Here is a 12,504-nt window from a genome sequence, read left to right as displayed (position 1 = left end):
AGGCCGTGCCGTCGGGCGTGGTTCTGCTGACCGACCGGCGGGTGGCGCGGCGACCTCTGGTCGAGGTCGTGGAGGCGGCCGTGGCCGGGGGAGTGCGCTGGGTGGTGCTGCGGGAGAAGGACCTGTCCCGGGCCGAGCGCGCCGCCCTGGCCACCGAGCTGCGCGCGATCCTCGCCGAGGCCGGCGGCACCCTGGTCGTGGCCGGGCCCGACCCGCTCGGCGGGGACGCCGTCCACCTGCCGGCCGCCGGCCCGTACCCGCCGCCGGCCGCCGGGCTGGTCGGCCGTTCCTGCCACGACGCCACGGAGCTGGCCCGGCTCACGACGGAGGACTACGCGACCCTGTCGCCGGTCTTCCCGACGAGGACCAAACCCGGCTACGGCCCACCCCTGCACCCCGACGGGCTGCGCGAGCTGATCGCGGCCAGCCCCGTGCCGGTGCTCGCGCTCGGCGGCATCGAGACCCCGGAACAGCTGGCGGCCTGCGTCGCGGCGGGAGTGGCCGGGGTGGCCGTGCTCGGCGCCCTGATGCGCGCCGAGGACCCCACCGAGGTCGCCGCCACGCTGACGGCGGCCCACCAGCCCTCAACCGCAACCAGGAAAAAGCCATGACGCCGAAAACACTCCTCACGATCGCCGGATCCGATTCGGGCGGCGGCGCCGGCATCCAGGCCGACCTCAAGGTCTTCGCCGCCCTCGGCGCCTACGGCACCAGCGTGATCACCGCGGTCACCGCGCAGAACACGCGGGGCGTGGACGCCGTGCTGCCCCTGCCCCCGCAGACCGTGCGCGACCAGCTCGACAGCGTGCTCGGCGACTTCGACGTACGGGCCGTGAAGACCGGCATGCTCGGCACCCCCGCAGTCGCCGAAGCGGTGGCCGAGGCGGCGAAGGCGGGCCGGCTGCCCCATCTGGTCGTCGACCCGGTGCTGGTCGCCACCAGCGGGCACCGGCTCGGCGTGGCGCCGGCGGTCGAGCGGCTGCTCCCGTACGCCGAGGTGGCGACGCCGAACTGCGCGGAGGCCGCGGCCCTCACCGGGCGCCCGGTGACCACGGTCGAGGAGATGGTCGCGGCGGCCGAGGCGCTGGCGGCCGCCGGCCCGGCGTACGTGGTGGTGACCGGCGGCGACGTGGACGCGGCCGGCGAGTCGGTGGACGTGCTGGCCGGCGGCGGCGCGACCACGCTGCTGCGCGCGCCCCGGGTGCCGACCCGGCACAACCACGGCACCGGCTGCTCGTTCTCGGCGGCGATCGCCGTCCGGCTGGCGGCGGGCGACCCGGTGCCGGTCGCGGTGGCCGCCGCCAAGGAGTACGTGACCCGCGCGCTGACCGGCGCGCGGCACTGGGAGATGGGGGCGGGACGCGGCCCGCTGGACCACTTCGGCTGGTCCGCTTGAGCGACAGGGAGGCTGTCATGCACGCACGTCGCAAGGTCTGGGTCGAGGGATCCCGCCCGGACATCCGGGTGCCGTTCGCCGAGGTCGAGTTGACCGGGGACAACCCGCCGGTCCGGCTCTACGACACGTCCGGTCCCGGCTCGGAGCCGGAGGTGGGGCTGCCGCCGCTGCGCGGGCCGTGGATCGCGGCGCGCGGGGACGTCGCCCCGGTGCGCGGCGCCGGCACCCCGCTGGCCGGCGTGGACGGTCGCCGGCCCACGCAGCTCGCGTACGCCCGGGCCGGGACCGTCACGCCGGAGATGGAGTTCGTGGCGATCCGGGAGGGGGTCGCGCCGGAATTCGTCCGGGACGAGATCGCGGCCGGGCGGGCCGTGCTGCCGCTCAACGTCAACCACCCGGAGTGCGAGCCGGCCATCATCGGCAAGGCGTTCCTGGTCAAGGTCAACGCCAACATCGGCACCTCGGCCGTGACCTCCTCGGTCGCCGAGGAGGTGGAGAAGCTGACCTGGGCCACCCGGTGGGGCGCGGACACCGTCATGGACCTGTCCACCGGGAAGCGGATCCACGAGACCCGCGAGGCGATCGTGCGGAACTCGCCGGTGCCGATCGGCACCGTCCCCATCTATCAGGCGCTGGAGAAGGTCGGCGGCGACCCGGTGAAGCTGAGCTGGGAGGTGTTCCGCGAGACGGTGGTCGAGCAGGCCGAGCAGGGCGTCGACTACATGACGGTGCACGCCGGGGTGCTGCTGCCGTACGTGCCCCTCGCCGTGGACCGGGTGACCGGGATCGTCTCCCGCGGCGGCTCGATCATGGCGGCCTGGTGCCTGGCGCACCACGAGGAGAACTTCCTCTACACCCACTTCGAGGAGCTGTGCGCGCTGCTCGCGTGCTACGACGTGACGTTCTCGCTCGGCGACGGGCTGCGGCCCGGCTCGATCGCGGACGCCAACGACGAGGCGCAGTTCGCCGAGCTGCGTACCCTCGGCGAGCTGACGAAGGTCGCCTGGGCGCACGACGTACAGGTGATGATCGAGGGTCCCGGCCACGTGCCCATGCACAAGATCAAGGAGAACGTGGACCTCCAGCAGGAGTGGTGCCACGAGGCGCCGTTCTACACGCTCGGCCCGCTGACCACCGACATCGCGCCCGCGTACGACCACATCACCTCGGCCATCGGCGCCGCGATGATCGGCATGTTCGGCACGGCGATGCTCTGTTACGTCACCCCGAAGGAGCACCTCGGTCTGCCCGACCGGGACGACGTGAAGGCGGGCGTGATCGCGTACAAGATCGCGGCGCACGCGGCCGACCTGGCCAAGGGGCACCCGGGGGCGCAGGCCTGGGACGACGCGCTCTCCAAGGCGCGGTTCGAGTTCCGCTGGGAGGACCAGTTCAACCTCGCGCTGGACCCGGAGACGGCCCGGTCGTACCACGACGCGACGCTGCCGGCGGAGCCGGCGAAGACCGCGCACTTCTGCTCGATGTGCGGGCCGAAGTTCTGCTCCATGAAGATCACCCAGGAGCTGAAGGAGTACGCGGCGCGCGGCATGAAGGACAAGTCCGAGGAGTTCGTGGCCGGCGGCTCGCGGGTCTACCTGCCACTCGCCTGAGCGCCGCCGCGGGCCGGGCCGCTGGTCGGCCCGGCCCCGCGGGGCTCAGTCGCGGTGGTGCCGGCCGGTACGCAGCGACCGGGCGTCGTCCGCGTTGTCGTCGGAGGCGAGGCCGGCGACCCAGTCGACGTACTCCTCGTCCTGCGCGGCGAGCGGCTCGGACTCGCGGTCGACCTCGGCCGCCTCGCTGCCCTTGCCCCGGTTACGCCGGAACAGGCTGCGCCGGGCCTTGGACTTCCCGCCGGCGGCCTCGGTGCTCCCGTCCGCCCCGGACACGTCGGCGTGCCGTCCGCCGGTCGCGCTGCCGGCGGCCCCCGTGGTCGGACCGTCCCAGGCCGCGAGTATCGAACGGGTGACCTCCGGTGTCCGGTCGGCCGCGCCGGTGCTCTCCGGTGCCGTACCGGGGGATTCCGGTGCCGTGCCGGTGGTCTCCGGTGCTGTGCCGGTGGTCTCCGAGGCCGTGCCGGTGGTCTCCGGGGCCGTGCCGGTGTGGGCGGCGGCTGCCGGGAGCCGGCCGGTGTTTTCCGGGGTGCGGCCGGTGGTGTCGCTGTTCTTCGGGGTCCGGCCGGTGGTGTCGGTGACCTCCCGGACCGGGCCGGTGGGGGCGGTGTGGTCCGCGGTCCGGCCGGTGGGCGGTGGAGCGGGCGGGTCGGCGGGGCGGGCGTTGGCAAGGGCGTCCCAGCCGGTGCTCCGGCCCAGGTCGGGCAGGGCGCGGTGCCGGGGGCGCGGTGCCGGCTCGGGCCGGGTGGCGCCGCCCGTCGTGGTGCCCTCGGGGTCGGCGTCCCGGCCGGCGGTCGGGCCGTCCGGCGCGGCCGGCCCGGTGCCACCGCGCGGGGTGACCGGCCAGTTCGCGGCGGGGGCGACCGGCCAGGCCGGCCGGACGTTCCCCGGCGCCGTGTCCTCGAAGATCGGGATCCGGGGCCGGGGCGACGCCGGGGGCTCGGGCAGGTGGGCCGGCGCCGGCTCCGGATCGAAGAAGAATCTCCGCCGCTCGCCGGCGGTCGGCGTGCCGCCGCCCGGGCCGGCCTCGGCCGGAGCCGGTGCTTCCGAGGCCCGCGTCTCGCCGGCCGGCTCGGCGCCCTTCGGCGGGAGGTGCGGAGTGGCCTCCGGGCCGGTGGCCGGGATGCTCCCGGCCGGCGCGGAGGCACCGTCCGGCGTGCTCCCGGCGGCAGGCGCGGAGGCGCCGTCCGGTGTGCTCCCGGCCGGCCCGGAGGTGTTGTCCCGCGTGGTTCCGGCTCGCACGGAGGTGCCGTCCGGCGTGGTGGCGGCGGCCTCCGCCGTGGTGGCCGCTCTGGTCGCGGCCGGCTCGGCGGTGCTGTCCGGTGTGGTGCCGGTCGGCTGGTCCGGGGTGGCCCGGGTGGCCCGGGACTTGCGGGTGCGCTTGGCGCGGCCGGCCGGAGCCGGCGGGGCCGGGGTGGATCCACCCGTCTCGGCCGCTGCCTCCGCGGCGGTGTCGTCCGCCGGTCGACCCGCCGACGGAGCGTCGTCCACCGGTCGGGTCGTCGGGAGCGCACCGTCGAGCGTCCGGGCCTGCGAGGGCTCCTCCTCCGCCGAGCGCATCTTCGGGCGCGTGTCCTCCGTCGGGCGGGGCTTCGGGGATGCGTCGTCTGCCGGCCGGGGCGTGGGCGTCGAGGCGGCGGCGCGGCTCCGCCTGGATCGCGTCGGCCGCGTCGCAGCGGCCTCCGTCTCAGGCTCGGTGGGGGAGGCTTCGGCCACCGCGCGTTCCGCCGCCGCCGCCGGGGCCGACGCTTCCGCCCGGTCCAGCGCGGGCCGCGGCATGGCCGACTGCGCTTCCGCCCGGCCGGTGACCCTCGTAGCCTCGGTATCCGCTGCCGCCGGCTTCGCCACCGGGTCGGGGCGCGTGACCGGGAGCGGCGCAACGGGCGCGGCTTCGGTCCGGCCGGTCGTCTTCGGGGCCCCGGCGCGCGGTGCCACCGGGTGAGCCGGCTCGGTCGTCGGGGCGGGGCGCGTGACCGGCTCCGGCGCGACGGACCCCGCTTCCGCCCGGCCGGTGGTCCTCGTGGCCTCGGCGTGCGATGCGGTCGGGTGCGTCGGCTCCGCCGCCGGGGCAGCGCGCGTCGCCCGCTCCGGCTCGGCCGGCGGGGTCGGGCGGCCGGCGGCGAGCACGTCGATGGCCGAGGTCCGCCGCCCCGGGGGAGGCGACCCGGGAAGCTGACCGAGGCTCGTCTCGTCGGACGGCCGGTCCGGAGGTGCGACGTCCGGGCCCGGCTCCGGGGTGAAGACCGACCTCGGCGGGTCGAACCCCTCGCTGTCCTCGGGGGCGACGCCCGGTGCCGCGCCGGCCGTCGCGGGCCGGCCGTCCGGGTCCGGGGCCAGGTGCCGCGCCGTGATCCCGTCGGCCGTGCCGGGCCTCGCCGTGGTACCCGGGGCGGCCGGCAGTTCCGCACCGTGCGCGTCCGGGGCCGGATCGGTCGCTTCGCCGGCGACGACGGTGGAGGGCGCCGCGTCGGACCGGTGCCCGAGGAAGCCGGGCCGGGTCGCCTCGCGCTCGCCGGTGGGGCCCGACCCGTGCGCCGGGATCGGCTCGTCCCGGTCCGCCGGCCGCTCGGGGGCCGGGCGACCGGGGGACCGGCGGGTGAGCCCGGCTGGCACGGGCGCGGGGGTGACCCCTCCGGCGGCCGGCCAGTCCCAGTGGGCCGGGCTGGGCGCCCCGGCGGGGCGCAGGGCCACCGGTGCGGTGGGGACCGGGTCGGCCGTGCCGGGGGTGGCCGGCGACGACGGCAGGGGCTGGAGGATGTCGGTGGGTTCGATGGCGTCCGGCCCGGTGGCCGTGGTCACCGGTCGGGGCAGCACCGTGGTGGCGGTCGAGCCGAGCGCTCCGGCGGCGACCGCGATGAGCGCGCCGTAGTAGGGCGCGAGCTGGTAGCGGTCGGCCGCCGTGCCGGGGCCGGCCGTCAGGTAGGCGAAGGCCAGCAGGACCGGGCCGGCCGCGCCGGCCGCGCCGCCGACCAGCGGCAGGTAGCCGGCCCGGCGGGCCAGCACGCCGACGGCTGCGCCGGCCAGCAGGGCCAGGGTGGGCAGCAGCAGCATGGCGAGGCGCTGGGCCGCGGCCGGGTCCAGCCAGGACGGTTCGAGGACCCCGAGGCGTACGGTCGGCAGCGTGCCGGTCGACGCGACCGACGGCGCGACGGAGATCAGGGCGAGCAGCCAGACGGCCGCGGCGCTGAGCGCGATGCTCCACCCGAACGGCGGCTTGAGCAGCACGGCGATCGCCGTGCCCGCCCCGACCACCGCCCCGAGGACGGCGCAGATGCCGACCGCCCACACCGGGTCGACGGTGCCACCCAGCTCGGCGGCGCGGGCCGGCTGCATGCAGAGCGGGGCGACCACGATGGCGCCCAGCCCGCTGACGCCGGCGATGGAGAGCAGCTCGGTGGTGCCGGCCGGGGAGGCGTCCCGGCGGGCGAGGCGTTCGGTGAGGACGGCCCCGGCGACCGTGGCGACCGCGGCGAACCAGCCGACCCAGGCGAGCTGGGCGGGCCACCGGTTCACCGAGTCGTCGACGAACGCGCCGTCGAGGCGTACGACGCCGAAGCCGTACGCGATGCCCAGCTGGCCGGCCCCGGCCAGCACGCTCACGCCGAGCGCCGTGAGCAGCAGCCTGCCCCACGTCCGAAAGGCCATGTCGGGCACGTTACGGCCCGGTGCACCCGATCGCCACCTTGCCACCCGTGGCGCGGCGAGATGGCGTCGGCGTGGCTACTTCAGCTCGACGAGCCGGGCCAGGTAGGTGGTGTCACCGACGTTGGTCAGCATGTGCACGGCGCCGGGGTCGCGGTAGACCACCCCGCCGGTCGGCTCGTCGGCGTCGATGGTGGTGCCGTCGATGGTCTGCACCACGTTCTTCGCGCCCTGGACCGCCACCACGAGGTAGGGGTGGTCGTGCCGGTGCAGCGGCTGCCGCTCGCCCGGCTCCAGGCGGATGTGCCAGACGCGTACCCGGTCGTTCTCGAAGACGATCTCCTGGCCCACTGGGCCGAGTTCGAGGTCGGCGGAGAGTTCGGTCATCGTGGCCCGTCCAGTTGGGGGAGCACCTCGGCGGCGATGAGCTCCACGTGGTCGAGGTCGTCGAAGTCGATCAGCCGCAGGTGCACCCGGGTGGCCCCGATGGCGGCGAACTCGCCGAGCCGGTCGACGAGCTGGGTGGGGGAGCCGACCACCGGGTCCTCCGGCGGGAGCGCGCTCTTGACGTGCAGCGGCGCGGCCCGGCGCTGCGCCTCGGCGTCGGTGCGCCCGATGGCCACCACGATGCCCGCGGAGAGCACGAGCGGCGCCCGCCCGGACGCGGTGCGGCCGGTCCGGTCGCACGCCTCGGCGACCCGCTCGTACGCGGCGGCCGTCTCGGCGACGGTCTTGAACGGCATGTTGAACTCGTCGGCGTACCGGGCGGCCAGTTCGGGGGTGCGCTTCGGGCCCCGGCCGCCGACGATCACGGGCGGGCCGGGCTGCTGGACCGGCTTGGGCAGCGCGGGCGCGTCGACCAGCCGGTAGTGGTCCCCGGTGAAGCTGTAGGTCTCGCCGGGCGGGGTGCGCCACAGCCCGGTGATGATCTCCAGCTGCTCGGCCAGCCGGTCGAACCGTTCGGTGACCGCCGGGAACGGGATGCCGTAGGCGGTGTGCTCGCGCTCGTACCAGCCGGCGCCGATGCCGAGCTCGACCCGGCCGCCGCTCATCTGGTCGACCTGGGCGACCATCACGGCCAGAGGTCCGGGCAGCCGGAAGGTGGCCGAGGTGACCAGGGTGCCGAGCCGGATCCGGGAGGTCTCCCGGGCCAGCGCGGCGAGCGTCAGCCAGGCGTCGGTGGGGCCGGGCAGACCGGGCTTATCACCCATGGCGCGGTAGTGGTCGGCCCGGAAGAAGCCGTCGAAGCCGGTCTCCTCCACCAGCCGGGCGAACCGGAGCTGGTCGTCGTAGCTCGCCCCGCGGTGCGGCTCGGTGAAGACGGACACCCGCATGGTCAGAGTCCTCCCGCGACGACGCCGCCGGCGTCGCGCTCCATGAGTAGTTCGTGCAGTTCGGCGCTGATCCGGGCCACCTCGGCCAGGTGCGCGTGGCGGCCCAGGGTGCGAGGCCGGGGCACGGCCACCTCGACCACCTCGCGGATTCGGCCGGGGCGCGGGCTGAGCACGACGACCCGGTCGGCGAGCAGCACCGCCTCGTCGATCGAGTGGGTGACGAAGACGATGGTCGCCTTCGTCTCCATGTGCACCCGCTGGAGCTCACCGGAGAGCTCCTCGCGGGTGAGCGCGTCGAGCGCGGAGAAGGGTTCGTCCATGAGCATCACCCGCGGCTCGCCGATGAGCGACCGGCAGAGCGAGACCCGCTGCTGCATGCCGCCGGAGAGCTCGTGCGGGAGGCGCTTCTCGAAGCCGCCAAGCCCGGCCATCTCCAGCAGCTCGCGGGCCCGGTCGCGGTGCTTGGCCCGGCTCCAGCCGAAGATCTCCACCGGAAGCAGGACGTTGTCCAGCACCGTGCGCCAGGGCAGCAGGGCGGGCCGCTGGAACAGCATGGCGATGTCCTGGCGGGGCTTCGTGATCGGCGTGCCGGCCACGGTGATCTCGCCCTCGGTGACCGGGAGCAGCCCGGCGACCATGCGGAGCAGGGTGGACTTGCCGCACCCGGAGCGGCCGAGGATAGCGACGAACTCACCCTCGGCGACGTCGAGGTCGATGCCGCGCAGCGCCTCGACCCGCCCCGAGCGGCCGTCGAAGGTGCGGGACACCCCGGACAGTCGGATCATCGCCCGCCGGCTCCCTTCCACAGTCGCGATCGTGAGCCGGGCTAGCGTAGCGGGCGGCCGTCCTTATAGCACCATCCAGGGTGGACGTCAGTCTCCTTTCCGTCAGGCAACTTCGTTTCCGTTCCGCAACCCGTACGCCCGCCGGACGTCATCGGCCTTCTCGTACGCTGTTGCGCGCGAAGAGTCCCCTCACGACGGTCCTGTCGGCTTCCCCCTCCTGCCGACACCGTCGGACCCACGACCCGACCGGGCGAACATGCCCTGGTCGGAAAGGACATGGTGCACTGATGAGAAGGCTGACCCGTACGGTCGCCGCCGCAGCGCTGGCCACCGCCCTCGCCCTCGTCGGCGGTTGCAGCAGCGACTCGGACAAGTCGGACGATGCCAAGGGCGGCAACGGCGCGGCGCTGGAGAAGGTGACCTACCTCACCTCGTTCGGCAACTTCGGCCGTGACTCCTACGCCTGGGTGGCGAAGGACAAGGGCTTCTTCAAGGAGGCCGGCTTCGACGTCGACATCAAGCCCGGCCAGGGCACCGGTGGGGTGGTCCAGGTCGCCGGTGGGCAGGCGGACTTCGCCCCGGTCGACCTGACCGGCGCCATCCTCCTCCTCGCCAACGGGCAGGCCAAGGACTTCGTCGCCGTCGCCGCGATCCAGCAGCGCACCATGGCCGCCATCGCCACGGTCGAGGGCAAGAACATCGCCACCCCGAAGGACCTCGAGGGCAAGAAGCTCGCCGACACCCCCACCTCCGTCGTGCGCATGCTCTTCCCGACGTACGCCAAGCTGGCCGGCATCGACGCCAGCAAGGTGACCTGGGTCAACGGTGACGCGCAGGGCCTGATCGGGTTGCTCGGCTCGGGCGCGGTGGACGGCATCGGCCAGTTCGTGGTCGGCCAGCCCACCATCCAGACGGTGACCAAGAAGACGCCGGTCGTGCTGCCCTACAGCAACGTGATGCAGGACCTCTACGGCAACGTGCTGGTCACGTCCAGCAAGATCGCCAAGGAGAAGCCGGAGATGGTCAAGCGCTTCACCACGGCGCTGCTGAAGGGCCTCGAATACTCGCTGGCCCACCCGGACGAGGCGGGCGAGATCCTGAAGAAGAACGTGCCGGCCGCCAACCCGGCCGCGGCCGCCGCCGAGCTGCAGCTGATGGCCGCGTACGTCCGTTCCAACAACTCCGGCACCGCCATCGGCACCGTGGACAACGAGCGGGTCGCCAAGACCATCGCCCTGCTCCAGGGCGCGGGCGCGCTCAAGCAGAACCTCACCCCCGACCAGATCATCGACTTCAACCTCGCGCCGAAGGCCTGACGGTCGGCTCGGGCAACGGGGGTGCGGCCCGCCGGGACACCCGGTGGGGCGCACCCCCTTCGCGTGCCGGTCGTCGCGCCGGCCCAGAGAGGAGGACACGTTGACGCAGTTGACCGGGACCCGGGCCGAGGCGCCGGCCACCGTGGAGGCCGCCGCGGATGCCCGCCGGCTCGTCGTACGCCCGGCGGCGGTGGGTCTGCCGGCGCTCGGGCTGGTCATCGCGGTGGCCGCCTGGTGGCTGGTCACGTCGGGGCTGCACCTGGTCCACCCGGCCGCGCTGCCCCCGCCGCAGGCGGTGTGGCGTTCGCTGGTCGACACCACCGACGTGCTGCTGCCGGCACTGGGCATCACCACCTGGATGACGCTGCTCGGCTTCCTGCTCTCGTCGCTCGCCGGTGTGCTGATCGGCATGGCGCTGGCCGCGTCCGGCCGGGTGGAGCGGATGTTCGCCCCGCTGCTCGTGGCGGTCAACGCGGTGCCGAAGATCGCCTTCGGCCCGCTGTTGGTGATCTCGGTGGGCTGGGGACAGAAGCCCATCCTGACCATGGTGTTCCTGCTCTGCTTCTTCCCGATCGTGCTCTCCACGGCGACCGGGCTGACCACCACGCCGGCGGACCTGGCCGAGCTGGGCCGCTCGCTGAACGCGTCCTGGTGGCAGGCGTTCCGGAAGGTCCGCTTCCCGGCCGCGCTTCCGCAGATCTTCGTCGGGTTGAAGGTGGCCATGCCGCTGGCCGCGATCGGCGGGGTGATCGGGGAGTTCTACTCGGACCAGCCGGGGCTGGGCTACCAGATCCTGCAGTACAACGGCGCCGGCGACACCCCGACCGCGTGGGCGGCGATCGTGCTGGTGGCGCTGATGAGCATCGTGCTCTACTCGGCCCTCAGCCTGGTCGAGCGCCTGGCCCTGCCGTGGGTCCGCGCCACCACCTCGGCCCGCTGACGGCTGCTCCCGGCAGGAGACGTCTCCCGCCTCCCGCCGGGAGCAGCCGCGACCACTAACCGGCCAGGCGCCAGCGGCCGCCGCGCGCCACGAGCGTGGTCAGCGCCTGCGGCATCAGGCCGGAGTGGTTGTCCGGGGTCATCCGGATCGGCCCGGAGAGGCCGTCGAGCTGCGCGGTCTCCAGGACCTCGCGCAGGGCGCCCCGGTCCACCTCGCCCGGCTTGCCGCCGGCCCGCAGCTCGGCGTCGGCGATGAGCTGGACGGCGTCGGCGGCGAACGAGGAGAAGCCGTTGTAGCCGCCGAACCGGGCCGTGTACTCCTGGAACCACTGCCGCCGGGCGGCCTTGGCCGGGGTGGTGGCGATGACGTCGTCGATCACCATGGTCTGGGTGAAGATCAGCGTGGTCTGCTCGGTGGATCGGGCGGAGGCGCCCAGGAAGAGGTCACCGGCCGCCGAGGCGTCGAAGAAGAGCGCGCCCGTGTAGCGGCTCTGCCGGGCCGTGGCGGCCGCCAGCGACGCCTGCTCCGGCGGGGTCCAGACGACCATCGCGTCGGGCTTCTTGGCGACCAGGCTGCCGATCTGGGTGCTGACCTCCGTGTCGGTGGTCCGCACCGACTCGGCACGGGTCAGCTTGATGTCGGCCTTGGCGAACTGGCTGACCAACGCGGCCAGCCCCTCCTCGCCGTACTTGTCGGCGCTGTGCAGCACGGCCACCTTGCGGATGTTGCGGCGGACCATCTCGGCGGTGAGGGCCGCGGCGCTGTCCGCCGCATTCGGTGCCAGCTTGAAGACATAGCGGCGTTCGGCGACGGGTTCCGTGACCTCCCCGGAGGAGGCGAGCGCGATGGTGGGAATGCGCTTCTCACCGATCGTGCGAGCGGCGCCGATCGCACATTCGTTGCAACCGCCCATGATGATGGCGCTGACCCGTGAGTCAGCGCTGAAATCGTTGATGTTCCGCAACGATTCAGCGGCGTCGGAGCGGTTGTCCTTCACCTTCAGTTCGATCTTCCGGCCACCCAGTGCGCCGGAGGCGTTCAACTGCTCCTTCTTCAGTTCCAGGGCCCGCTGGTAGACCTTCCCGATCGACGCGGAGGCACCGGACAGTTCGAGGTCCGCGGCGATCACGATCGGACTGGTGTCCTGCGGTTCCCCGCCGATCCCGCAGCCGGTGAGCGTGGTGGCCAGCACGGCCGATGCGAGCACCGCGATGCTCGCGGAGCGGATGGGGCTCAACTCAGTCCTCCAGGTGCGGCGCGGGCCAGCGCCCGACCACCGCCGCTCGTCCGTCCTCAGTAGAGGATCGGGATTGGTGTGCCGTACGGTGTGCGCGAAGCCTGCAAAACCTTGCCAATGCCGGGCCCTGTGGTCAAGCGCGGATGTCGGGAGTCGTTTCGGGACAGCCGTCCCACATGCTGGGGACACAGAACGTTAACCGACAATTACTGCGCAGATACGTCCGACCACTCTGGAGTCACAT

At 74.1% G+C, this 12,504-nt stretch carries 10 protein-coding genes; 5 read left to right on the top strand and 5 right to left on the bottom strand.

Annotated elements, in window-relative coordinates:
* Positions 1 to 5: 5 nt before the first annotated feature.
* From ACQP12_RS29580 to thiC, 3 genes are read left to right on the top strand one after another with little or no spacing between them, the layout of a single operon-like run.
* The gene (locus tag ACQP12_RS29580) at positions 6 to 611 is read left to right on the top strand and encodes a thiamine phosphate synthase (protein WP_433283431.1); all 606 of its coding nucleotides are present in this window, start codon (positions 6 to 8) and stop codon (positions 609 to 611) included.
* On the top strand, positions 608 to 1,396 hold the full coding sequence (gene thiD, locus ACQP12_RS29575; RefSeq protein WP_433283430.1) for a bifunctional hydroxymethylpyrimidine kinase/phosphomethylpyrimidine kinase: 789 nt from the start codon (positions 608 to 610) through the stop codon (positions 1,394 to 1,396). The genes ACQP12_RS29580 and thiD overlap by 4 nt, the downstream gene beginning before the upstream one ends.
* A 17-nt stretch (positions 1,397 to 1,413) precedes the next feature.
* Complete coding sequence (gene thiC / locus ACQP12_RS29570; RefSeq protein WP_433283429.1) at positions 1,414 to 3,006, top strand: phosphomethylpyrimidine synthase ThiC; 1,593 nt, start codon at positions 1,414 to 1,416, stop codon at positions 3,004 to 3,006.
* A 45-nt stretch (positions 3,007 to 3,051) separates the two neighbouring features.
* Here the strand turns inward: thiC and ACQP12_RS29565 are convergent, their stop codons facing one another.
* The 4 genes from ACQP12_RS29565 to ACQP12_RS29550 form a co-directional block, all read right to left on the bottom strand.
* Positions 3,052 to 6,651: a hypothetical protein gene (locus ACQP12_RS29565; protein WP_433283428.1), complete on the bottom strand. Its 3,600-nt coding sequence runs from the start codon at positions 6,649 to 6,651 to the stop codon at positions 3,052 to 3,054.
* Between the two features lie 75 nt (positions 6,652 to 6,726).
* Positions 6,727 to 7,035 (bottom strand): cupin, encoded by a 309-nt coding sequence (locus ACQP12_RS29560; protein ID WP_357938748.1) that lies wholly within the window; start codon positions 7,033 to 7,035, stop codon positions 6,727 to 6,729.
* The gene (locus tag ACQP12_RS29555) at positions 7,032 to 7,982 is read right to left on the bottom strand and encodes an LLM class F420-dependent oxidoreductase (protein ID WP_433283427.1); all 951 of its coding nucleotides are present in this window, start codon (positions 7,980 to 7,982) and stop codon (positions 7,032 to 7,034) included. The genes ACQP12_RS29560 and ACQP12_RS29555 overlap by 4 nt, the downstream gene beginning before the upstream one ends.
* 2 nt (positions 7,983 to 7,984) lie before the next feature.
* Positions 7,985 to 8,767, bottom strand: coding sequence for an ABC transporter ATP-binding protein (locus ACQP12_RS29550; RefSeq protein ID WP_357938744.1), 783 nt, complete (start codon positions 8,765 to 8,767; stop codon positions 7,985 to 7,987).
* Between the two features lie 287 nt (positions 8,768 to 9,054).
* Here ACQP12_RS29550 and ACQP12_RS29545 point away from each other — a divergent pair, with 287 nt between their 5' ends.
* Together ACQP12_RS29545 and ACQP12_RS29540 are read left to right on the top strand one after the other, a co-directional pair.
* Positions 9,055 to 10,083 (top strand): ABC transporter substrate-binding protein, encoded by a 1,029-nt coding sequence (locus ACQP12_RS29545; RefSeq protein ID WP_357938742.1) that lies wholly within the window; start codon positions 9,055 to 9,057, stop codon positions 10,081 to 10,083.
* A gap of 142 nt (positions 10,084 to 10,225) precedes the next feature.
* Positions 10,226 to 11,023 carry an ABC transporter permease gene (locus ACQP12_RS29540; RefSeq protein ID WP_433289512.1) on the top strand — a complete coding sequence of 266 codons (798 nt, stop codon included), beginning with the start codon at positions 10,226 to 10,228 and terminating at the stop codon, positions 11,021 to 11,023.
* Positions 11,024 to 11,078: 55 nt separating this feature from the next.
* Here ACQP12_RS29540 and ACQP12_RS29535 read toward each other — a convergent pair whose 3' ends face one another.
* Positions 11,079 to 12,260, bottom strand: coding sequence for an ABC transporter substrate-binding protein (locus ACQP12_RS29535; protein ID WP_433283426.1), 1,182 nt, complete (start codon positions 12,258 to 12,260; stop codon positions 11,079 to 11,081).
* Between the last annotated feature and the right edge of the window lie 244 nt (positions 12,261 to 12,504).

It is taken from the genome of Micromonospora sp. CA-244673 (genome assembly GCF_050948395.1).
GTDB lineage: Bacteria > Actinomycetota > Actinomycetes > Mycobacteriales > Micromonosporaceae > Micromonospora.
Note: the sequence above shows the minus strand (reverse complement) of the source record. Positions and strands in the feature narration are given on the sequence as shown.

What these genes read in the sequence shown, in the direction of transcription:
- ACQP12_RS29560 (WP_357938748.1), bottom strand. Translation starts at nt 7,035, where the DNA reads ATGACCGAACTCTCCGCCGACCTCGAACTCGGCCCAGTGGGCCAGGAG.
- thiC (WP_433283429.1), top strand. Translation starts at nt 1,414, where the DNA reads ATGCACGCACGTCGCAAGGTCTGGGTCGAGGGATCCCGCCCGGACATC.
- thiD (WP_433283430.1), top strand. Translation starts at nt 608, where the DNA reads ATGACGCCGAAAACACTCCTCACGATCGCCGGATCCGATTCGGGCGGC.
- ACQP12_RS29555 (WP_433283427.1), bottom strand. Translation starts at nt 7,982, where the DNA reads ATGCGGGTGTCCGTCTTCACCGAGCCGCACCGCGGGGCGAGCTACGAC.
- ACQP12_RS29550 (WP_357938744.1), bottom strand. Translation starts at nt 8,767, where the DNA reads ATGATCCGACTGTCCGGGGTGTCCCGCACCTTCGACGGCCGCTCGGGG.
- ACQP12_RS29565 (WP_433283428.1), bottom strand. Translation starts at nt 6,651, where the DNA reads ATGGCCTTTCGGACGTGGGGCAGGCTGCTGCTCACGGCGCTCGGCGTG.
- ACQP12_RS29545 (WP_357938742.1), top strand. Translation starts at nt 9,055, where the DNA reads ATGAGAAGGCTGACCCGTACGGTCGCCGCCGCAGCGCTGGCCACCGCC.